At 70.3% G+C, this 19,318-nt stretch carries 20 protein-coding genes; 18 read left to right on the top strand and 2 right to left on the bottom strand.

The genetic code is table 11. The annotated features are described in order from the left end of the window. Positions 1–13: 13 nt before the first annotated feature. The 8 genes from ACIBO8_RS05225 to ACIBO8_RS05190 all read left to right on the top strand — a co-directional run bounded on the left by ACIBO8_RS05225 (position 14) and on the right by ACIBO8_RS05190 (position 8,198). Positions 14–820, top strand: coding sequence for a hypothetical protein (locus tag ACIBO8_RS05225; RefSeq protein WP_396113793.1), 807 nt, complete (start codon positions 14–16; stop codon positions 818–820). A gap of 13 nt (positions 821–833) precedes the next feature. Further along, entirely contained in the window at positions 834–2,744 is a 1,911-nt protein-coding gene (locus ACIBO8_RS05220) for a fumarate reductase/succinate dehydrogenase flavoprotein subunit (protein ID WP_396113792.1), read from the top strand. Next, on the top strand, positions 2,744–3,769 hold the full coding sequence (locus ACIBO8_RS05215) for a succinate dehydrogenase/fumarate reductase iron-sulfur subunit (protein ID WP_396113791.1): 1,026 nt from the start codon (positions 2,744–2,746) through the stop codon (positions 3,767–3,769). Before ACIBO8_RS05220 ends, ACIBO8_RS05215 begins: the two co-directional genes overlap by 1 nt. Before the next feature lie 168 nt (positions 3,770–3,937). After that, a complete protein-coding gene (locus ACIBO8_RS05210) occupies positions 3,938–4,663 on the top strand; it encodes an ABC transporter ATP-binding protein (protein WP_396113790.1) in 726 nt (241 codons plus the stop codon). Next, a complete protein-coding gene (locus ACIBO8_RS05205; RefSeq protein ID WP_396113789.1) occupies positions 4,660–5,430 on the top strand; it encodes an ABC transporter permease in 771 nt (256 codons plus the stop codon). Before ACIBO8_RS05210 ends, ACIBO8_RS05205 begins: the two co-directional genes overlap by 4 nt. Then, the gene (locus ACIBO8_RS05200; protein WP_396113788.1) at positions 5,427–6,773 is read left to right on the top strand and encodes a sensor histidine kinase; all 1,347 of its coding nucleotides are present in this window, start codon (positions 5,427–5,429) and stop codon (positions 6,771–6,773) included. Before ACIBO8_RS05205 ends, ACIBO8_RS05200 begins: the two co-directional genes overlap by 4 nt. A gap of 14 nt (positions 6,774–6,787) precedes the next feature. Further along, entirely contained in the window at positions 6,788–7,432 is a 645-nt protein-coding gene (locus ACIBO8_RS05195; RefSeq protein WP_396113787.1) for a response regulator transcription factor, read from the top strand. Between the two features lie 34 nt (positions 7,433–7,466). Beyond that, a complete protein-coding gene (locus ACIBO8_RS05190; protein ID WP_396113786.1) occupies positions 7,467–8,198 on the top strand; it encodes a sulfite exporter TauE/SafE family protein in 732 nt (243 codons plus the stop codon). 350 nt (positions 8,199–8,548) lie between these two features. On the opposite strand, the gene ACIBO8_RS05185 is transcribed toward ACIBO8_RS05190, so the two are convergent. Both ACIBO8_RS05185 and ACIBO8_RS05180 read right to left on the bottom strand, forming a co-directional pair. Beyond that, entirely contained in the window at positions 8,549–8,998 is a 450-nt protein-coding gene (locus tag ACIBO8_RS05185; protein WP_396113785.1) for a hypothetical protein, read from the bottom strand. Between the two features lie 306 nt (positions 8,999–9,304). After that, complete coding sequence (locus ACIBO8_RS05180) at positions 9,305–9,748, bottom strand: hypothetical protein (protein WP_396113784.1); 444 nt, start codon at positions 9,746–9,748, stop codon at positions 9,305–9,307. Between the two features lie 209 nt (positions 9,749–9,957). On the opposite strand from ACIBO8_RS05180, the gene ACIBO8_RS05175 reads away from it, so the two are divergent. The 10 genes from ACIBO8_RS05175 to ACIBO8_RS05130 all read left to right on the top strand — a co-directional run bounded on the left by ACIBO8_RS05175 (position 9,958) and on the right by ACIBO8_RS05130 (position 19,301). Then, positions 9,958–10,572 (top strand): alpha-ketoglutarate-dependent dioxygenase AlkB, encoded by a 615-nt coding sequence (locus tag ACIBO8_RS05175; RefSeq protein ID WP_396113901.1) that lies wholly within the window; start codon positions 9,958–9,960, stop codon positions 10,570–10,572. Between the two features lie 370 nt (positions 10,573–10,942). Continuing rightward, positions 10,943–11,647 carry an ABC transporter ATP-binding protein gene (locus ACIBO8_RS05170; RefSeq protein WP_396113900.1) on the top strand — a complete coding sequence of 235 codons (705 nt, stop codon included), beginning with the start codon at positions 10,943–10,945 and terminating at the stop codon, positions 11,645–11,647. Beyond that, on the top strand, positions 11,644–12,348 hold the full coding sequence (locus ACIBO8_RS05165; RefSeq protein WP_396113783.1) for an ABC transporter ATP-binding protein: 705 nt from the start codon (positions 11,644–11,646) through the stop codon (positions 12,346–12,348). Before ACIBO8_RS05170 ends, ACIBO8_RS05165 begins: the two co-directional genes overlap by 4 nt. 12 nt (positions 12,349–12,360) lie before the next feature. After that, positions 12,361–13,239, top strand: a complete 879-nt coding sequence (locus ACIBO8_RS05160) for a branched-chain amino acid ABC transporter permease (protein WP_396113782.1) — start codon at positions 12,361–12,363, stop codon at positions 13,237–13,239. Further along, on the top strand, positions 13,236–14,195 hold the full coding sequence (locus tag ACIBO8_RS05155; protein ID WP_396113781.1) for a branched-chain amino acid ABC transporter permease: 960 nt from the start codon (positions 13,236–13,238) through the stop codon (positions 14,193–14,195). The genes ACIBO8_RS05160 and ACIBO8_RS05155 overlap by 4 nt, the downstream gene beginning before the upstream one ends. Then, positions 14,192–15,457, top strand: a complete 1,266-nt coding sequence (locus ACIBO8_RS05150; RefSeq protein WP_396113779.1) for an ABC transporter substrate-binding protein — start codon at positions 14,192–14,194, stop codon at positions 15,455–15,457. Before ACIBO8_RS05155 ends, ACIBO8_RS05150 begins: the two co-directional genes overlap by 4 nt. Positions 15,458–15,557: 100 nt before the next feature. Next, positions 15,558–16,316, top strand: a complete 759-nt coding sequence (locus ACIBO8_RS05145; protein WP_396113778.1) for an SDR family oxidoreductase — start codon at positions 15,558–15,560, stop codon at positions 16,314–16,316. Next, entirely contained in the window at positions 16,313–17,089 is a 777-nt protein-coding gene (locus ACIBO8_RS05140; RefSeq protein WP_396113777.1) for an SDR family oxidoreductase, read from the top strand. The genes ACIBO8_RS05145 and ACIBO8_RS05140 overlap by 4 nt, the downstream gene beginning before the upstream one ends. After that, positions 17,086–18,096, top strand: coding sequence for a phosphotransferase family protein (locus ACIBO8_RS05135; protein ID WP_396113775.1), 1,011 nt, complete (start codon positions 17,086–17,088; stop codon positions 18,094–18,096). The genes ACIBO8_RS05140 and ACIBO8_RS05135 overlap by 4 nt, the downstream gene beginning before the upstream one ends. After that, a complete protein-coding gene (locus ACIBO8_RS05130) occupies positions 18,096–19,301 on the top strand; it encodes an acyl-CoA dehydrogenase family protein (RefSeq protein WP_396113774.1) in 1,206 nt (401 codons plus the stop codon). Before ACIBO8_RS05135 ends, ACIBO8_RS05130 begins: the two co-directional genes overlap by 1 nt. Positions 19,302–19,318: the final 17 nt, after the last annotated feature.

Here is a 19,318-nt window from a genome sequence, read left to right as displayed (position 1 = left end):
CAGGGAGACGTCAATGACGACGACGGCAACGAGGCTGGATGCGGGGCGTTCGCGCGCCGCCATCGCGGCGAAGACGTTGCGTACGGACCGGTGGTGGCTTCCGCCGCTGGTGACCTTCGTGGGGCTGAGCGCGTGGGTGATCTACGCCACTGTCCGCGTATTCATGCACAGCAAGTACTACGTCGAGCAGTACCACTACCTGACCCCGTTCTACTCGCCGTGTCTCACCGACCGGTGCGTCGAGGGGTCCGCGGAATTCGGCACGCCGTTGCCGTCCTTCTGGCTCATCCCGGAAGCCGCCTTCACGCTTCCGTTCCTGCTGCTCTTCCGCCTCACCTGTTACTACTACCGCAAGGCCTACTACCGGGCCTTCTGGATGTCGCCGCCGGCCTGTGCCGTGCCCGACGGGCACAAGAAGTACACCGGCGAGACGCGGTTCCCGCTCATTTTCCAGAACGCTCACCGGTACGCCTTCTACGCCGCCGGCATCATCTCGGTGATCAACACCTGGGATGCCGTACGGGCCTTCCAGAGCGGCGACAAGTTCGGGTTCGGGCTGGGCAACATCATCCTCGTGGGCAACGTGGTGATGCTGTGGGCGTACACGTTGTCCTGCCACTCGTGCCGGCACATCGTCGCCGGGCGGCTCAAGCACTTCTCGAAGCACCCCGTGCGCTACCGCTTCTGGCTGCTCGTCTCGAAGCTCAACGCCCGGCACATGCAGCTCGCCTGGATCACCCTCGGGACGCTCGCCCTGACCGACTTCTACGTCATGGCGGTGTCGGCCGACTGGTTCCACGACCTGCGTTTCATCAACTAGAGGGCCCTCCACAATGACTACGCGAATCGAACGACACCACTACGACGTCGTCGTCATCGGCGCGGGCGGGGCCGGTCTGCGCGCCGCCATCGAGGCCCGGCTGGCGGGCAAGCGGACCGCCATCATCTCGAAGTCGCTGTTCGGCAAGGCGCACACGGTCATGGCCGAGGGCGGTGCCGCGGCGGCGATGGGGAACGTGAACAGCCGCGACAACTGGATGGTGCACTTCGGTGACACCATGCGCGGCGGCAAGTTCCTCAACAACTTCCGGATGGCGGAACTGCACGCCAAGGAGGCCCCGGAGCGGATCTGGGAGCTGGAGACGTACGGCGCGCTGTTCGACCGTACGAAGGACGGCAAGATCTCGCAGCGGAACTTCGGCGGGCACGAGTACCCGCGGCTCGCGCACGTCGGCGACCGTACGGGACTGGAGCTCATCCGTACGCTGCAGCAGAAGATCGTGTCTCTGCAGCAGGAGGACTTCGCGGAGACCGGGAGCTACGACTCGCGGATCCGGGTCTTCGCCGAGACGACCATCACCGAGCTGCTGCTGGACGGCGACAAGATCGCCGGGGCCTTCGGCTACTACCGGGAGTCCGGCGAGTTCATCCTGCTGGAGGCGCCGGCGGTCGTGCTGGCGACGGGCGGCGTCGGCCGCTCGTACAAGGTGACCTCCAACTCGTGGGAGTACACCGGCGACGGCCACGCGCTCGCGCTGCGGGCCGGGGCGACGCTCATCAACATGGAGTTCCTGCAGTTCCACCCGACCGGCATGGTCTGGCCGCCCAGCGTCAAGGGCATCCTGGTCACCGAGTCGGTCCGCGGCGACGGTGGCGTGCTGCGCAACTCCGACGGCAAGCGGTTCATGTTCGACTACGTCCCCGACGTGTTCCGCCACCAGTACGCCGACACCGAGGAGGAGGCGGACCGCTGGTACACCGACCCGGACAACAACCGGCGCCCGCCGGAGCTGCTGCCCCGCGACGAGGTGGCCCGCGCCATCAACAGCGAGGTCAAGGCCGGGCGTGGCACCAAGTCCGGCGGCGTGTTCCTCGACGTCTCCACCCGGATGCCCGCCGAGGTCATCACCCGGCGACTGCCGTCGATGTACCACCAGTTCAAGGAACTGGCCGACGTCGACATCACCAAGGAGCCGATGGAGGTCGGACCGACCTGCCACTACGTGATGGGCGGCGTCGAGGTCGACCCGGACACCGGCGCGGCGTTCGGCCACGTCGAGGGCCTGTTCGCGGCCGGTGAGGTGTCCGGCGGCATGCACGGCTCCAACCGGCTCGGCGGCAACTCCCTGTCCGACCTGCTGGTGTTCGGCAAGCGGGCCGGCGAGCACGCGGCCGCGTACGCCGACGCCCTCCCGAAGCGCCCCAAGGTGGCGACGTCCGACGTCGAAAAAGCTGTGGACACCGCGCTTGCACCGCTGAACCGGGCGGACGGCGAGAACCCGTACACCTTGCAGCAGGACCTTCAGGCCGTCATGGGTGACCTGGTCGGCATCATCCGGCGCGAGGGTGAGCTGAGCGACGCGCTGAAGCGGCTTCAGGAGCTGAAGCTGCGGGTGGCGAACGTCGGCGCGGTCGGCGGCCGGCGTTACAACCCGGGCTGGCACCTGGCCCTGGACCTGCGCAACATGCTCGTCGTCTCCGAGTGCACGGCCAAGGCCGCGCTGGAGCGCGAGGAGTCCCGCGGCGGCCACACGCGCGAGGACTTCCCGAAGATGAGCCCGCAGTGGCGCAAGGTGAACCTCGTCTGCTCGCTGGACGACGCCGGCGACGTGCACCTGGAACGCAAGCCACTGCCGAAGATGCGCGAGGAACTGCTCAAGCTCTTCAAGCGCACCGAGCTCAGCAAGTACCTGACCGACGAGGAACTCGCCGAGTTCGACGCGATCGCGACGGAGGCCAACTGATGAAGCGTCACTTCAAGGTCTGGCGGGGCGACGCGTCCGGCGGCGAGATCCAGGACTTCGACGTCGAGGTCAACGAGGGCGAAGTCGTGCTGGACATCATCCACCGGCTGCAGGCGACCGAGACCCCCGACCTGGCCTGCCGATGGAACTGCAAGGCCGGCAAGTGCGGCTCCTGCTCGATGGAGATCAACGGCAAGCCGCGGCTCGGCTGCATGACGCGGATGTCCACGTTCGAGGAGAACGAGACCGTCACCATCACGCCGCTGCGTACCTTCCCGGTCATCCGGGACCTGGTCACCGACGTCTCCTTCAACTACGAGAAGGCGCGGGAGACGCCGGCCTTCGCACCGCCGGCGGGCGTGAAGCCGGGCGACTACCGGATGCAGCAGGTCGACGTCGAGCGCTCGCAGGAGTTCCGCAAGTGCATCGAGTGCTTCCTCTGCCAGAACACCTGTCACGTCGTCCGTGACCACGAGGAGAACAAGAAGGCGTTCAGCGGCCCGCGCTTCTTCATCCGCGCTGCCGAGCTGGACATGCACCCGCTCGACGACCGCGAGGACCGCAAGGAGTACGCGCAGGCGAACCAGGGCCTCGGCTACTGCAACATCACCAAGTGCTGCACCGAGGTCTGCCCGGAGCACATCAAGATCACGGACAACGCCATCATCCCGATGAAGGAACGGGTGGTGGACCGCCGCTACGACCCGCTGGTGTGGCTCGGCCGCAAGATCTTCCGCCGGGACCAGCTCGACACGACCCCGGCCGGCCACGGCGGCATCCCGACGAAGAGCCGCGGCGGGGAGAACATGGCCCCCAGCTCCTCGGAGGGCGTCACCGGAGTGGCGGCGGGTCTGGCGGGTGCGGGTGCGCGCCTGCCGCAGGCGCCGCCGGTGGGCCCGGACGGCAAGCTGGACGTTGCCGAGCTGCTCTCGCAGAACGCGGGCGGCCCGTCACCGTTCGGCGACGACCAGGAGTTCCCGCTCAAGGACATCACTTACAAGCACCCGGAGCCGGACAAGGACTGAAGCACCACCGAGGAGGGCCCGCCGCACGGCGGGCCTTCTTTCGTTGGCCTCACAGCCACACCTCATGGTCCGGGGCAGCACCGGCTCGGCACAGGGGTGAAAACCCCCAGTCAGGGTCGGATGGTTTCCGGCTTCTGACCGCCGGCCGCGCTCCCTAGCGTCATTCATGTGATCGAACTACGTGAACTGACCAAACGGTACGGCGACCGGACCGCCGTCGACGGGCTGAGTGTCCGGGTCCAGCCGGGTGTGGTGACCGGCTTCCTCGGCCCCAACGGATCCGGCAAGTCGACGACCATGCGGATGATCCTCGGCCTGGATGCCCCGGACCGCGGCCAGGCGCTGATCGACGGTGTCCCGTACCCGGAACTGAACTGGCCCTTGAAGACGGTCGGCGCGCTGCTCGACGCCGGGGCGGTCCATCCCGGACGCAGCGCCCGGGCGCATCTGGCCGCGCTGGCCGCGAGCAACGACATCCCCGGCTCCCGGGTCGACGAGGTGCTGCGCATCGTCGGGCTGTCCGACGCGGCGACGCGGCGCGCCGGTACGTACTCGCTCGGCATGCGGCAGCGGCTCGGCGTCGCGGTGGCGCTGCTCGGCGACCCGGGCGTCCTCCTGCTCGACGAGCCGGTCAACGGGCTCGATCCGGAGGGCATCCGGTGGATCCGGGACCTGCTGCGCGGGCTCGCCGCAGAGGGCCGGACGGTGTTCGTGTCCAGTCATCTGATCGCCGAGATGGCGTTGACCGCCGACCGGCTCGTGGTCATCGGCCGCGGCCGGCTGCTGGCCGAGACGACCGTCGCCGACCTGGCCGCCCGCGCCGAGGGTCTGGAGGACGCGTTCTTCCGGCTCACCTCGCAGGCCACCGACTATCGCGGAACGGGAGCGAAATGAACGGGTACGGATTCCGTCACGCGGCGCGGATGGAGCGCATCAAGCTGAGCAGCGTCCGGTCGACATGGTGGCTGGCGATCGCGGCGGTGGTGTCGATGGCCGCGGCCGGTGCCGGGGTCGGACTCGGCTACCGGTCGCACACCCCCGCGGCCACCGCCGCACAGATCCTCAACAACAGCCTGGGCGGCGCCATCCTGGCCCAGCTTCTCCTCGGCGCGCTCGGCGTGCTGATGGTGACCGGCGAATACGGCACCGGAATGATCCGCTCGACGTTCGCCGCCGTCCCGAGACGCCGGGTCGTTCTGGCCGCGAAGGCCGCCGTCTGCGGGGGCACGGCGCTCGCCGTCGGCCTGACCGCGAGCTTCGCCGGCTATCTGAGCGGGCAGCTGGCGATCCGCGGCACCGCCATCCCGGCCGCGTCCCTCGGGGAACCGGCCATCCTGCGCGCCGTCGTGCTGACCGGCGTGTATCTGGGCGCGACCGCGCTGCTCGGGGTGGGCATCGGCACGATCGTGCGGCACGGGGGCGCCGCGATCGGCACGCTGTTCGCCCTGATGTTCGTCCCGACGATCGTGATCGGCCTGTTCGGCGAGAACGGCATCGCGGTCGGCCGCTTCGTCCCGCTGCTGATGCTGCTCAACTCGATCGCGGTGACCACGCCCGTGCCCGGCCTCTTCTCCGGCTGGGTCAGCGCGCTGCTCATGTGCGCGTACGCGGTGGCGGCCATCCTCGGCGGCGGAGTGCTGCTCCGTCATCGCGACGCGTGACCGGCGACAATGAGCTGATGACCGCGCTGCGTGCCCCGTTCACCACGCAGGCCCTGCGCCGGGCGGCGTTCTGCGTCGCCGGCGTGGTGAGCGCGGGCGCGATTCTGGCCGTACCGGCGATCGGGCCGGGCGTGGGCGTCCTCGTCCTGTGGGCGACCGGGGCCCTCGCCGACCGGCCCGCGCCTGCCGTCGCCCCGCTGTTCCTGGTGCTGTTCCCGCTCACCGTCGTGCTCCTGGTCGTGTTGGCCGCCCCGCTCGGGCGCGCGATGGGAGCGGTGCATCGCTTACTCGCGGAGCGGCTGCTCGACGTACACGTGGAGGCCCCGCCCCCGCGGCCCTCCAAGCGGATCAGCGCGGTCGTCGCCGACGGCCCGGGCTGGCGGGCGATCGGGTACGGCCTGCTCAAGGTCCCCCTCGCCATCCCCGAGGGGTACGGCGCGTTCTGCTACGTCTTCGGGGTCGTCAACCTCAGCTACCCCGTGTGGTGGCCGCTGTTCCGCAACCATCCGCCCGGCACGCGCCTCGGGCCGGTGTGGGCGCTCACCCCGTTCGGCGCCATCGGTACGCGTACGTTCGCCGGCACGTTCCTCATCGCCGCGGCCGGCCTCGCCATGCTGCTGGTCGCACCGTGGTTGATGCGGGCCGGCACGACGCTCGACGTCGCCGCGATGCGCCGGCTGCTCGGTCCCCGCCGGCTCGCGGAACGGGTACGCGAACTGCAGGTCACCCGGGCCCGCGCGATCGACGACGCGGCCGCGATGATGCGCAGGCTGGAACGGGACCTGCACGACGGCGCGCAGATCCGGCTGGCCACGCTGGCGATGAACCTCGGCATGGCCACCGAGAAGCTCGGCACCGACGGCCCGCCACCCGACCTCGCACAGGCCCGCGAGCTGGTCGCCCTTGCCCACCGCGGAGCGAAGGACGCCCTCGCCGAACTGCGCGACCTGGTACGCGGCATCCACCCGCCGGTCCTGGACAGCGGCCTCGCCGACGCCCTGGCGACGCTCGCGACCAGCACCGCCATCCCGGTCGCGGTCGACGTCGACCTGTCCGGCCGCCCGGCGCCGGCGATCGAGACCATCGCCTACTTCTGCGCCTCCGAACTGCTCGCGAACGCGGCCAAGCACAGCCGGGCGACCCGGATCGACCTCAGCGTCGCCGGATCAGGCGAGCATCTGGTGCTGGCCGTCGAGGACGACGGCACCGGCGGTGCGGACCCGGACGGTCCCGGCCTGTCCGGCCTGACCCACCGCATCGCGGTCGTGGACGGGCGCATGCGCGTACGCAGCCCGGCCGGCGGTCCGACCCGGGTCGAGATCGAACTGCCCACACACGCGTGAACGGAGGCGACGGCATGCGGGTGGTGATCGCGGAGGACGCCGCGATGATGCGCGAAGGACTGGTCCGGCTGCTCACCGACCGCGGTTTCGAGGTGTGCGCGGCGGTCGCCGACGCGGAAGCCCTGCGGTCCGCGGTCGCGGCGTTCGTACCCGATGTAGCGATCGTCGACGTCCGGATGCCGCCGACCCACACCGACGAAGGACTGCGCGCCGCGATCGACATCCGGCGCGACCATCCCGGCGTCGGCGTGCTGGTGTTCTCCCAGTACGTGGAGACCCGCTACGCGACCCGCCTGCTCGCCGACCGGCCGACCGGCGTCGGATACCTCCTCAAGGACCGCGTCGCGGACGTCGCCGACTTCGTGGACGCACTGACCCGGGTGGCATCCGGCGGCACCGCGCTCGATCCGGAGGTGGTCGGCCACCTGATGCGGGCCGGACGGGACACGGCCGAGGTGGCGTCGCTGACTCCGCGGGAGCGTGAGGTGCTGGCGCTGATGGCCGAGGGGCGATCCAACGCCGGGATCGCGGCGGCGCTGGTCATCACCCCCGGAGTCGTGGAGAAACACGTGGCGAACATCTTCGCGAAACTCGGCCTGCCGTCCTCGGACAGCGACAACCGCCGGGTCCTGGCCGTCCTTCGCCACGTCGGCGGCTGACGGGGGCGGTTCTGCCGTCTGGCAGGCTGAGCGCGTGCTCGTTGATCAGTTGCCGACCCTTGCGGTCGCGTCACTGGCCGCGTTCGGGCTCGCCCTCCTGTCCGCGGTGGCCGGTTTCGGCGGCGGTGTCCTGCTGCTACCGGTGTTCACCGCGCTCTTCGGGCTGCGAGTCGCCGTACCGATGCTGACCCTGACACAGGTATCCAGCAACACGTTCCGGGTGTGGCTCAACCGCCGTGATCTGCACTGGCGATTGATCGGCTGGTTCGCGCTCGGCGCGGTGCCTCTCGCCGTTGCCGGAGGGCTGCTGCTCGCCCATGCACCGCTCGGGCCGTTGAAGCGCCTGCTCGGCGTTTTCCTGATCGGCGTGGTGATCTGGCGGCGACGCAATCCCCGGCCCCGCAAACCCGCCGAGCGGACCTTCACCGCGGTCGGCGCCGCATCCGGGCTGGGGTCGGCGCTGCTGGGCTCGGTCGGACCGCTGACCGCCCCGTTCTTCCTCGCCTACGGGCTGACCCGCGCGGCATACATCGGCACCGAGGCGGCCGGCGCGGTCACCCTGCACCTGTCGAAGATCGCCGCATACGGCGCCGGAGACCTCCTCACCCGCCGGGTCGTCCTGTACGGACTCGCACTGACCCCCGCCACCCTCGCGGGAGCCTGGACCGGCAAGAAGATCGTCGGACGCATCAGCGACCACGTCTTCGTGATCCTGGTGGAGATCGGCTTGGTAGCCGCAGGCGCCCTCTTCCTCCTAGGCATGTGACTCAGCTTTTCCGAAGCGGGTCTGCGAGGCCGGCCGGGTAGAGCGGCCTGTCCGCGGTGAACCTGCTCAGCGATCGCCTCATGACCTTCGTGCCCGCGTCGTCGAGTATTTCGCCGACGGGGTCCCGCTCGTAGACGGAGCGGTCGGCGAGCCGGCAGTCGAAGACGAAAACGAGCTCGTGCCCGTCGCGGCCGAATGCGTGGAAGACTCGTGGAGTCGTGGTACTCGAACACGAGCAGGTCGTCGCCACGACGTGGCACGGCCACGGCGATCGGGCGGATCGACGACATTCGTCGAGGCTATCCCTGCGAGCACGCGTGGCGTCGTCGCCGGGGCGTTCGCACCTGCGACTAGTCCTTCATCCGAGCGCGGAAGCCGCCTTCTCCGCGGGAGATCTCCAGTTCGCCGGACGCTGGGAGGGTCAGGAACCCGCAGCCCTGAATCACCTCGCCGCCCCCGATATCGGCCGATTCGAGATGGCAGAGGAGGTATGCGCCTTCCTTGGCGGGTAGGACGAACTCGCCGTCATCGTCGAGGGGGGCGACCACCCCGCCGGCCTGGGTCACCTGGTCGCGAGTGAGCTGCGCATGCATGTACGGCAGGTCTTGCTGGCTGATCGGCTTTTTGCCGGTGGTGCTCCACAGGTCGTCGACGGCCGCGGCCGGCACGGCGATGATCCAGCCCTCGTCGATCGGTGAATCCCCCAGCCCGGTGTCGTCCACGGCGACCGCTTTGCCGGTCAGGCCGTCGTGGTGTGACGGGCCGGTGCATGCGGCCACCAGTGGTGCGAGCAGCAGCATTGCCCCTGCTCGCACCACGAGGGATGTCCGGAAGTGGGACCGGCTCATGTCAGGGTGAACTTCGTTCGTCCGTGGACCCGCCGAGCTGCCCATGTCTTGGGAGTCTGCACGGTGAGGTGCCAGGACGGGCCGGACTTGACCATCTTGTAGCTCGCCCCGCCGCTGAGGGAGATCGACCTGGTGACCCTGATCCGGACCGTGGCCGTGCTGGTCTGGCCCGCGGAGTCAGGGGCGATGACGGTGATGACGTGCTCGCCCTCAGAAGCCGGCCTACCAAGGATGAGCCGTCGCCGGCTCCCGGAACCGCTATTTCTTCACCTGGGCGGAGAAGCCGCCTTCTCCGTCGGTGATCCTCAGTTCCCCGGACGCGGGCAGGGTCAGGAACGCGCAGCCTCGAGCCCACTCCTGCCCACTCTCGCCGCGTTCGAGATGGCAGAGGAAGTGTGGGCCTTCCCTGGCGGGTAGGACGAACTCGCCGTCATCGTCGAGGGCGGCGACCACGCCGCCGGCCTGGGTCACCTGGTCACGACTGAGCCGCGCATCGATGTGCGGCAGGTCCTGCTGGCCGATCGGCTTGTTGCCGGTGGTGCTCCACAGGTCGTCGACGGCCGCGGCGGGCACGGCGATGATCCAGCCCTTGTCGATCGGCGACTCGCCGCGCCCGGTGTCGTCCAGGGAGGCGGCTGTGCCGGTCAGGCCGTCGGCTGGCGGGTCGGTGCATGCGGCCAGCAGTGGTGCGAGCAGGAGCATTGCCGCTGCTCGCACCGCTAGGGACGGCCGGAATCGGGGGCGGCTCATTTCAGGGTGAACGCCGCTTCGAACGGGTGGTTGCCCATGTCTTGGGAGTCTGCACGTTGAGGTGCCAGGACAGGCCGGACTTACGCAGAGACCACCCTGAGCAGTCGCACAAGCGTTCTAACGCGCTGTACAGTGGCGCCGTGAGTGCTTATCAGCCGTCGATGCTCGACATGATGGGTGGCGCCGAGGCCACGCTCGAGGCGCTACCCGGCCGCCTTGTCCGGCATCCGCTCACGACCGGCGCCTGGGTCGATGTGCTGCCCGGCTGGGTCCACGGGTCCGACGAGGCCTTCGAGACGCTCCGCACCGAGGTCGACTGGCGCGCCGAGCGGCGGCAGATGTACGACGGCGTCGTCGATGTGCCGCGCCTGCTGCGGTGGTACGGCCCCGGCGAGCGGCTGCCGCATCCGGTGCTGGCCGAGGCTCGCGAGATGCTGTCCGCGTACTACCGGGCCGAGCTGCGGGAGCCGTTCGTGACGGCCGGCATGTGCCTGTATCGCGACGGCCGTGACAGCGTGGCCTGGCACGGCGACACCATCGGGCGCTCCGCCCGGGAGGACACGATGGTGGCGATCGTGTCCTTCGGCTCGCCCCGCAACCTGATGCTGCGGCCGCGGGCGGGTGGGGCCGGGACGCTGCGCTTCCCTCAGGGGCACGGGGACCTGATCGTGATGGGTGGCTCCTGTCAGCGGACGTGGGAGCACGCCATCCCCAAGACGGCCAAGCCGGTGGGCCCGCGGATCAGCGTCCAGTTCCGCCCGGTCGGCGTGGCTTAGCGAAGCCCAGCGCCACGGTCGCCACGAGGGCATGGGTGCGCAGCGGCTTGGCGGTGCCGTACGGCAGGAAGTCGGTCATGAGCATCTCTCGTCAGGCGGCGCCGAAGGATGACGGCATTTCGCCGGGCGGCCGGCTGCCCCGGGACCAGCGCTGATCGATTGACGCCGATGCGTCGGAGAATTTACACTCGCAGTGTATTTAGTCGTTCTGCCGCCCGCGTCGAGTTGTGCCCCACGACCAGCCTGAGCTGCCCGAATGCCGTGACGGCTGTGCCGGCAGCACATTGACTTGCCGCCGCAGGAATTTACGCTCCAGGTGTCATTAATTCGATCACCCCAACCGCCCTCCCCTTAGGACATCGAGGTGACGATGACACAGTCCACCGCCGAGACCCCGGGTCTCGCCCTCGACCAGATCGGCGTCCGCTTCGGTGGGCTCGTGGCCCTCGACGGCGTGTCGCTGCGCGTACCGCCCGGCCGTACCGTCGGGGTCATCGGCCCCAACGGCGCCGGCAAGACCACCCTGTTCAACGTCGTCTGCGGTTTCGTCGCCCCGACGAGCGGCTCGTTGACCCTCGACGGCCGCCCGTTGCGACCCCGGCCGCACCGGCTGACCCGGCTCGGCATCGCGCGCACCTTGCAGGGGGTCGGCCTCTTCGCCGGAATGACCGTCCTGGAGAACGTGCTGGTCGCCGCGCCGGGCAAGACCGACCGGGCGATGGCCGCGCTGGAGCGGTGCGGCGTCGGGTCCCGGGCCCAAGAGCTTCCCGGCAAGCTTCCGTACGCGCTCCGCAAACGTGTAGCGCTCGCGCGTGCCCTGGTGTCCGACCCCCGGCTGCTGCTGCTCGACGAGCCGGCGGGTGGGCTCGGCGCGGGGGAGATCGACGAGCTGCGGGAGCTCATCGAGGGTCTGTCGTGCTCGGTGCTGCTCGTCGAGCACCACATGGATCTCGTGATGGCGGTCTGCGACGAGATCCTGGTCCTCGACTTCGGCCGGCCGGTCGCGCACGGGACGCCGGCGGAGATCCGCAACGACGAGGCCGTCGCGGACGCCTACCTGGGTGCCGCCGCGTGAGCGCCCTGCTGCGCACCGAGCGCCTCACCGCCGGGTACGGCGCTGCTCCGGTGCTGCACGACGTCGACCTGGACGTGGCCGCCGGCTCGATCACCGCGGTCCTCGGGGCCAACGGGGCCGGGAAGACGACTCTGCTGCGTACCCTCTCGGGGTTGTTGCCGGCCGCCCAGGGCCGGATCCTGCTCGACGGCAAGGACCTGCGCGGGGTCCGGGTCGAGGAGATGGTGCGCCGCGGGGTGGCGCACGTGCCGGAGGGCCGCGGCGTCGTCACCGAGCTGACCGTGGACGAGAACCTGCGCCTCGGCGGCCTGTGGCGCAAGGATCGCGCGGACGCGAGACGCGCCCTGGACGAGGTGTACGAGCTGTTCGAGCCGCTCGCCCGCCGCCGCAGCTTCCCCGGCCACCAGCTGTCCGGTGGGGAGCGGCAGATGCTCGCGCTGGGCCGCGCGCTGGTCGGGCGGCCGCGGCTGCTGCTGCTCGACGAGCCGTCGCTGGGGCTCGCGCCACGGATCACCTCGCAGATCATGCAGCTGCTGCGCACCCTGCGGGACAGCAGCGGCCTCACCGTGCTGCTCGTCGAGCAGAACGTCCGCGGCGCCCTGGCCGTCGCCGACGAGGCCGTCGTGCTGTCCCTCGGCCGCGTGGTCAGCCGCGGCACGTCGGTCGACGACGAGCTGCGCCACGCGTACCTCGGATTCTGAGAAGGAGGGGCCTTGGACCGCTTCGTGTTCCTCACGTTCGACGGCCTGAGCCGGGGCGCGGTGTACGCCGCGTTCGCCCTGGCCCTGGTCCTCATCTGGCGGGCGACGAGGATCGTCAACTTCGCCCAGGGCGCGATGGCGGTGGCCACCGCGTACGCGGGCTACTCCGTCTCCGCGGCGACCGGCTCGTACTGGCTGGGATTCGCCGTGGCGATCGTGGCCGGCATCGCGCTGGGCGCAGCCACCGAGCGGGTGGTGATGCGCTTCGTCGACCACTCCTCGCCGCTCAACGGGGTGGTGGTCGCGCTCGGCCTGGTGCTGGTCATCCAGGGCGTGCTCGGCATGATCTACGGCAGCGAGTTCCGGCCGGCGCAGGCGCCGTTCAGCCGGGACGCGTTCACAGTCGGCGGGGTGGCGTTGCTGTCGCGCTTCGACCTTTTCGTCTTCGCGGCCGTGGGCGTCGTCGTGGCGGGGCTCGCGTTGCTGTTCACGCGGACGGCCACCGGCCTGCGGATGCGCGCCTCGGCCTTCGCGCCGGACGTCTCGCGGCTGCTCGGCGTGAACGTGGGCGGGATGCTCACGCTGGGCTGGGCGCTGGCCGCGGCGGTGGGCTCGCTCGCCGGGATGCTGGTCCTGCCGACCGAGCTGGGCCTGCATCCGAACGCCATGGACATCGTGTTCGTCTCGGCGTTCACCGCGGCGGTGGTCGGCGGCCTGGACAGCGCGGTCGGCTCGGTGGTGGGCGGCCTGATCGTGGGACTGCTGCTGTCGTACGTGAGCGGCTATCTGGGCGCCACCGTCGCGCCGATCGCCGTGCTGGTGCTCCTGGTCGTGGTCCTGCTCGGCCGTCCCGGCGGCCTCTTCTCCCGATCGGCGGCGAGAACCGTATGAGATGGCGTCATCTTCTGTGGACGATCGGCGCGGCGGTCCTCATCGTCGCCCTGACGTACGTGCTGCCGCCCTTTCGCACCTATCAGCTCGCGACCGTCGGGGCGTACCTGTGCGTGACCGCCGGCCTGACCGTCCTCACAGGCCTGAACGGGCAGCTGTCGCTGGGGCACGGCGCGCTGATGGCGACCGGCGCGTACACCGTCGCCCTGCTGCAGGAGAAGCTGGCCGGGGCGCTGCTCGTCTCGGTCGTCGCGGCGGTCGCGATCACCACACTGGTGGGCGCGGTGGTCGGCCTGGCGGCGGCCCGGCTGCGCGGGCCCTACCTGGCCGGGCTGACGCTCGCCGTGGCGGTGGTGGTTCCGGCGATCACCAGCACCTTCGACGGTACGTTCAACAGCGACCAGGGCCTGTCCGTGCTCCTGAACCCGCCGCCGGGCACCATCGCGGTCGAGCAGTGGCAGGCGTGGCTGTGCTGGTCCGGCGCCCTCGTGACGATGCTCGCGCTGGCGGTGCTCGTCCGCGGCCGCTTCGGGCGTGAGATGCGGGCCGTACGCGACGACGAGACCGCCGCGCGGCTCGCGGGCGTCAGCGTTGCCCGTACCCAAGTCCTGGCTTTCGTGGTGAGCGCGGCCTGCGCCGGGCTCGGCGGCGCACTGGTCGCCGTGCTGGCCCAGAGCGTCTCCCCCGGCGCCTTCCCGCTGTCGTTGTCGCTCTTCCTGGTCATGGCCATCGTCATCGGCGGCCTGGGCAGCCTGGCGGGCGCCGTCTGGGGCGCGGTGCTGCTCGTCGCGCTGCCCGCCCTGGCGCACACGGTCACCGACGGCATCGAGGTGCAGCGGCTCGAGGGCAACCTCCCGCTGGCGCTGTTCGGGATCACGTTGATCGTCGTCATGCTCGCCGCTCCCGGCGGCATCGCATCCCTCCGACCCTTCCGACGCATGAGGAGTAAGGCATGAGACGTTTTCTGACCACCCTTACCGTCCTGACCCTGGCCGCCGCCACGACCGCCTGCAGCGACGGCGGCGGGGGTGGGAGCAGCGGCAACACCCCGGGCGTGACCGACACCGAGATCCTTGTCGGCACCCACATGCCGCTGACCGGCCCGGCCGCCGCCGGCTACTCGAAGATCGCGCCGGCCACCAAGGCGTACTTCGACTTCGTCAACGCCGCCGGCGGCGTGCACGGCCGGAAGATCACGTACAAGATCATGGATGACACCTACAACCCGGCGACCACCCAGCAGGTCGTGCGCGAGCTGGTGCTGCAGGACAAGGTGTTCGCGATCCTCAACGGGCTCGGTACGCCCACCCACACCGGCGTGCTCGACTTCCTCAAGACCAACCGGGTGCCCGACCTCTTCGTGGCCTCGGGCAGCCGCAGCTGGAACCAGCCGGACAAGTACCCGGGCACCTTCGGGTTCAACGTGGACTACACCGTCGAGGGCAAGATCCTCGCCAGCCACGTCAAGCAGACGCAGGCCGGCAAGAAGGTCTGCTTCCTCGGCCAGGACGACGACTTCGGCCGGGACAGCCTGGCCGGCATCGAGAAGGTCCTCGGCCCGGTCGCGGCGAAGCAGTCGTACGTCACCAGCAATCCGAACGTCGGCCCGCAGATGGGCGCCCTCAAGCAGGCGGGCTGTCAGGTCGTCATGCTGGCCACCGTGCCGGGCTTCACGGCGCTGAGCCTCGGCACCGCAGCCAAGATCGGCTTCAAGCCGCAGTTCGTCGTGACCCAGGTCGGCGCGGACCTGACCACGCTGTCGAAGCAGCTCGGGGCGGCCGCGCCGCTGACCGAGGGGCTGATCTCCGACAACTACCTGCCGCTGAGCAACGACGACGCCAACCCGTGGATCCAGCTGTTCAAGAAGGTCAACACGCAGTACAACGGCGGCGCCGAGTTCGACAACAACATCGTCTACGGCATGGCCGTGGCGTACCTGTTCGTGCAGAGTCTGCAGGCGGCCGGCAAGGACCTCACCCGCGACGGGATCGTCGCCGCGGTCGAGAAGGGCGGCTTCCAGGGCCCCGGGCTCGCCCCGCTGCGGTTCTCCGCCGACAACCATTCCGGGTACGGCGGGATGCAGCTCAGCCGCGTCCAGGGCGGCAAGCAGACGTACTTCGGCACCGTCCTGGAGACCGATGACGGCGACGGGCCCGTGCAGCCGTACACGGCCGCGCCGGCGGTTCCGCCGCAGAACGGTATCCCCGCGGCACCGTGACATTTGCGACTGTCCGCCCGCCGCTGCAGGGTTGGCGGCGGTAAAGTTACTCGCTAGTATTCAGCACTTCAACTGCAACATCATTGGGGGTTCTGGCCGGATGTCGAAGCTCTCGGGCGCCGTCGCGATCGTGACGGGCGCCAGTCGCGGAATCGGATTCGCCATCGCACAGCGCTTCGTCGCCGAGGGTGCCAAGGTGTGCATCACGGGACGCAACGCCGAGGCCCTGGAGACCGCGGTCAAGGACCTGGGCGGCCCGGACGTGGCGATCGGGATACCCGGCAAGGGCGACGACGCCGGGCACCGCGCCGAGGTGGTCGACACCGTGCGGAACGCCTTCGGGCCGCTGTCGATCCTGGTCAACAACGTCGGCATCAACCCGGCGTACGGGCCGCTCGCCGACCTGGACCTGGGGGCCGCTCGCAAGATGGTCGACGTCAACGTGCTCGGCGCGCTCGGCTGGGTCCAGGAGTCGCTGCGCGGCGGCCTGGCCGAGACCGGCGGCTCGGTCGTCAACATCTCCTCGGTCTCGGGGGTACGCCCGGCGCCGGGCATCGCCTTCTACGGCGTCACCAAGGCCGCGCTCATCCACCTCACCGAGGAGCTGGCGGTCGAGCTGGCCCCCAAGATCCGGGTGAACGCGATCGCGCCCGCCGTGGTCAAGACGAAGTTCGCGACCGCGCTCTACGAGGGACGCGAGGAGGAGGTCGCGGCCACGTACCCGCTGCGCCGCCTCGGCGTGCCGGAGGACATCTCCGGGGCCGTCGCGTTCCTGTGCTCGCCGGACGCCTCCTGGATCACCGGGCAGACCGTCGTGATCGACGGCGGTTCGACCCTGCTGACCCAGGCGGTCCAGTGAGCGCCCGGCGCGTCGTGGTGACCGGGGCGGGCGGCGGCATCGGCGCCGCCCTGGCCCGGCGTTTCGCCGCCGACGGCGCCCGGGTGATCGTCAACGATCTCGACGCCGCGGCGGCGCAGGCCGTCGCGGCCGAGATCGGCGGCCTGGCCGTGCCCGGCGACGCGGCGAGCGAGGCGGACGTGCAGCGCCTCGTCGACGCCGCCTGGGACGAGCTCGGCGGCTGCGACCTGTTCTGCGCCAACGCCGGCATCCTCACCTCCGGCTCGTTCGACGCACCGGACGCCGACTGGGAGAAGGCGTGGCAGGTCAACGTCATGTCCCATGTGTACGTGTCCCGCGCCCTGCTGCCTCGCTGGCTGGACGGTGACGGCGGCCGCCTGCTGTTCACCGTCTCCGCCGCCGGGCTGCTCACCCTGCTCGGCTCCGCGCCGTACTCGGTGACCAAGCACGCCGCACTGGGCTACGCGGAATGGCTGCGCGCGACGTACGCCCACCGCGGCATCACCGTGCAGGCGCTGTGCCCGCAGGGCGTCAACACCGCCATGCTGACCGGCGACGGCGAGAGCGCCAGCAAGGACCTGCTCGCGGCCGGCGCCCTGGAACCCGACGAGGTCGCCGCCGTCGTGGCCGAGGCGGTGCAGGGCGACAGCTTCCTGATCCTGCCGCACGCCGAGGTGGCCGAGTATTACCAGCGCCGCGCTACCGAGACCGACCGCTGGCTCGGCGGCATGAACAAGGTGCAGCGCTCCTTCGACTCGGCGACCGCGTCATGAGCGGGCCGCGGGGCCTGGACCTGGAGCGACTTCAGGCGTACCTCGGTTCGCCGCCGCTGAGCGCGACCATGTTCGCCGGCGGACGGTCCAACCTCACGTACGCGGTGACCGACGGCACCCACCGCTGGGTGCTGCGCCGCCCGCCGCTCGGGCACGTGCTGCCGACCGCGCACGACATGGCTCGCGAGCACAAGGTGCTGGACGCCCTGTCCCGCGCCGGCTTCCCCGCGCCGAAGCCCGTACGGCTGTGCACCGATCCAGAGGTCATCGGGGCGCCGTTCTACCTCATGGAGCACGTCGACGGCGCCATCTATCGCGACGTCGCCGCTCTCGAGGCGATGGGTGCGGACTCCATGCGGCGGCTGACGCTGTCGCTCGTGGACACTCTTGCCGACCTGCATGCCCTCGACCCAGCCGCGATCGGGCTCGGTGACTTCGGCAAGCCGGAGGGCTTCAACGAGCGGCAGGTCCGCCGCTGGAAGAAGCAGCTGGACGCGTCGCGCAGCCGCGAGGTCGCCGGCATCGAGGAACTGCACGCCCGGCTGGCCGCGGACATCCCGGCGGGCGGGCCCGGCGCGGTGGTGCACGGCGACTACCGCCTCGACAACGTGCTCATCGGGGAGGCGCTGCAGGTCAACGCCGTACTGGACTGGGAGATGTCCACTCTGGGCGATCCGCTCAGCGACGTCGCCCTGATGCTGGTCTACGCGGGGCGTCCGCTGCTCACCAAGGACGGCACGGCCCGTACGCCACTGTCGGTGCCCGGGCACCCCGCGCTCACGGAGCTGGCGGACCACTATGCCAAGCGCTCCGGCCGGGACGTCTCGGACCTCCACTGGTATGTGGGCTTCGCCGCGTTCAAGCTCGCGGTGATCCTCGAGGGCGTGCACTACCGCTACGTTCAAGGACAGACGGTCGGTGAGGGCTTCGACACGGTCGGCGCCATGGTCGCACCGCTCGTCACCCAGGGACACGTGTCGCTGGACGGAACGCTGGAGGCAAACTGATGGACTTCGCGTTCGACGAGAAGACCGAGGACTACCGCAAGCGGCTGCTCTCCTTCATGGACGAGTACGTCTACCCCGCGGAGGACGGCTTCCACGAGGCTTCCGCGGGCGAGTGGTCGCCCCCGCCGGTCATCTCGCGGCTGAAGGCGCAGGCCAAGCTCGCCGGCCTGTGGAACCTGTTCCTGCCGGGCGAGCACGGCGCCGGCCTGACCAACCTCCAGTACGCGCCCCTGGCCGAGCTCACCGGCCGCAGCCCGTCCATCGCCCCGGCCGCCCTCAACTGTGCCGCCCCGGACACCGGCAACATGGAGGTCCTGGCCGAGTTCGGCAGCCCGGAGCAGCAGGAGCGCTGGCTGCGCCCGCTGCTCGACGGCACCATCCGCTCGGCGTTCGCGATGACCGAGCCGCAGGTCGCCTCCTCGGACGCGACCAACATCGGCACCCGGATCGAGCGCGACGGCGACGAGTACGTCATCACCGGCCGCAAGTTCTACATCTCCGGCGCGATGAACCCCGACTGCAAGATCTTCATCGTGATGGGCAAGACCGACCCGGACGCCGCCCGCCACGTGCAGCAGAGCATGGTGCTCGTGCCCCGGGACACCCCTGGCCTCACGATCCACCGCGGCATGACGGTCTTCGGCTACGACGACGGTGACCACGGTGGCCACGCCGAGCTGACCTTCGACGGCGTACGCGTACCGGCCGCCAACCTGATCGGCGAGGAAGGCTCCGGGTTCGCCATCTCCCAGGCCCGCCTCGGCCCGGGCCGGATCCACCACTGCATGCGGCTGATCGGCATGGCCGAACGGGCACTCGAGCTCATGTGCCGGCGGTCGCTGAGCCGTGTTCCGTTCGGCAAGCCGCTCGCCGAGCAGGGCGTGGTGCAGGAGTGGATCGCCGAGTCGCGCGTCCGCATCGAGCAGGCACGGCTGCTGGTGCTCAAGGCCGCCTGGCTGATGGACACCGTGGGCAACAAGGGAGCGCACACCGAGATCCAGGCGATCAAGATCATCGTGCCCGCCACGGCCGAGTGGATCATCGACAAGGCGATCCAGGCGCACGGGGCCGCCGGCGTCGGCCAGGACACCCCGCTGGCCCGGCTCTGGGCCGCCGCCCGTACCCTGCGCCTGGCCGACGGCCCGGACGAGGTGCACAAGCGCTCGCTGGCCCGCCGGGAGCTGAACCGCTACCGGACCGCGTGAATGCGGCCCGCCGCACC

Source organism: Actinoplanes sp. NPDC049681, from assembly GCF_044465265.1.
Lineage (GTDB): Bacteria > Actinomycetota > Actinomycetes > Mycobacteriales > Micromonosporaceae > Actinoplanes.
Note: the sequence above shows the minus strand (reverse complement) of the source record. Positions and strands in the feature narration are given on the sequence as shown.

Bases quoted from the DNA above. Each gene is read 5' to 3' on its own strand.
- ACIBO8_RS05150 (WP_396113779.1), top strand. From the start codon at position 14,192: ATGAGACGTTTTCTGACCACCCTTACCGTCCTGACCCTGGCCGCCGCC.
- ACIBO8_RS05130 (WP_396113774.1), top strand. From the start codon at position 18,096: ATGGACTTCGCGTTCGACGAGAAGACCGAGGACTACCGCAAGCGGCTG.
- ACIBO8_RS05145 (WP_396113778.1), top strand. From the start codon at position 15,558: ATGTCGAAGCTCTCGGGCGCCGTCGCGATCGTGACGGGCGCCAGTCGC.
- ACIBO8_RS05135 (WP_396113775.1), top strand. From the start codon at position 17,086: ATGAGCGGGCCGCGGGGCCTGGACCTGGAGCGACTTCAGGCGTACCTC.
- ACIBO8_RS05170 (WP_396113900.1), top strand. From the start codon at position 10,943: ATGACACAGTCCACCGCCGAGACCCCGGGTCTCGCCCTCGACCAGATC.
- ACIBO8_RS05180 (WP_396113784.1), bottom strand. From the start codon at position 9,748: ATGCTCCTGCTCGCACCACTGCTGGCCGCATGCACCGACCCGCCAGCC.
- ACIBO8_RS05205 (WP_396113789.1), top strand. From the start codon at position 4,660: ATGAACGGGTACGGATTCCGTCACGCGGCGCGGATGGAGCGCATCAAG.
- ACIBO8_RS05215 (WP_396113791.1), top strand. From the start codon at position 2,744: ATGAAGCGTCACTTCAAGGTCTGGCGGGGCGACGCGTCCGGCGGCGAG.
- ACIBO8_RS05225 (WP_396113793.1), top strand. From the start codon at position 14: ATGACGACGACGGCAACGAGGCTGGATGCGGGGCGTTCGCGCGCCGCC.
- ACIBO8_RS05155 (WP_396113781.1), top strand. From the start codon at position 13,236: ATGAGATGGCGTCATCTTCTGTGGACGATCGGCGCGGCGGTCCTCATC.
- ACIBO8_RS05185 (WP_396113785.1), bottom strand. From the start codon at position 8,998: ATGCTGCTGCTCGCACCACTGGTGGCCGCATGCACCGGCCCGTCACAC.
- ACIBO8_RS05195 (WP_396113787.1), top strand. From the start codon at position 6,788: ATGCGGGTGGTGATCGCGGAGGACGCCGCGATGATGCGCGAAGGACTG.
- ACIBO8_RS05175 (WP_396113901.1), top strand. From the start codon at position 9,958: ATGCTCGACATGATGGGTGGCGCCGAGGCCACGCTCGAGGCGCTACCC.
- ACIBO8_RS05220 (WP_396113792.1), top strand. From the start codon at position 834: ATGACTACGCGAATCGAACGACACCACTACGACGTCGTCGTCATCGGC.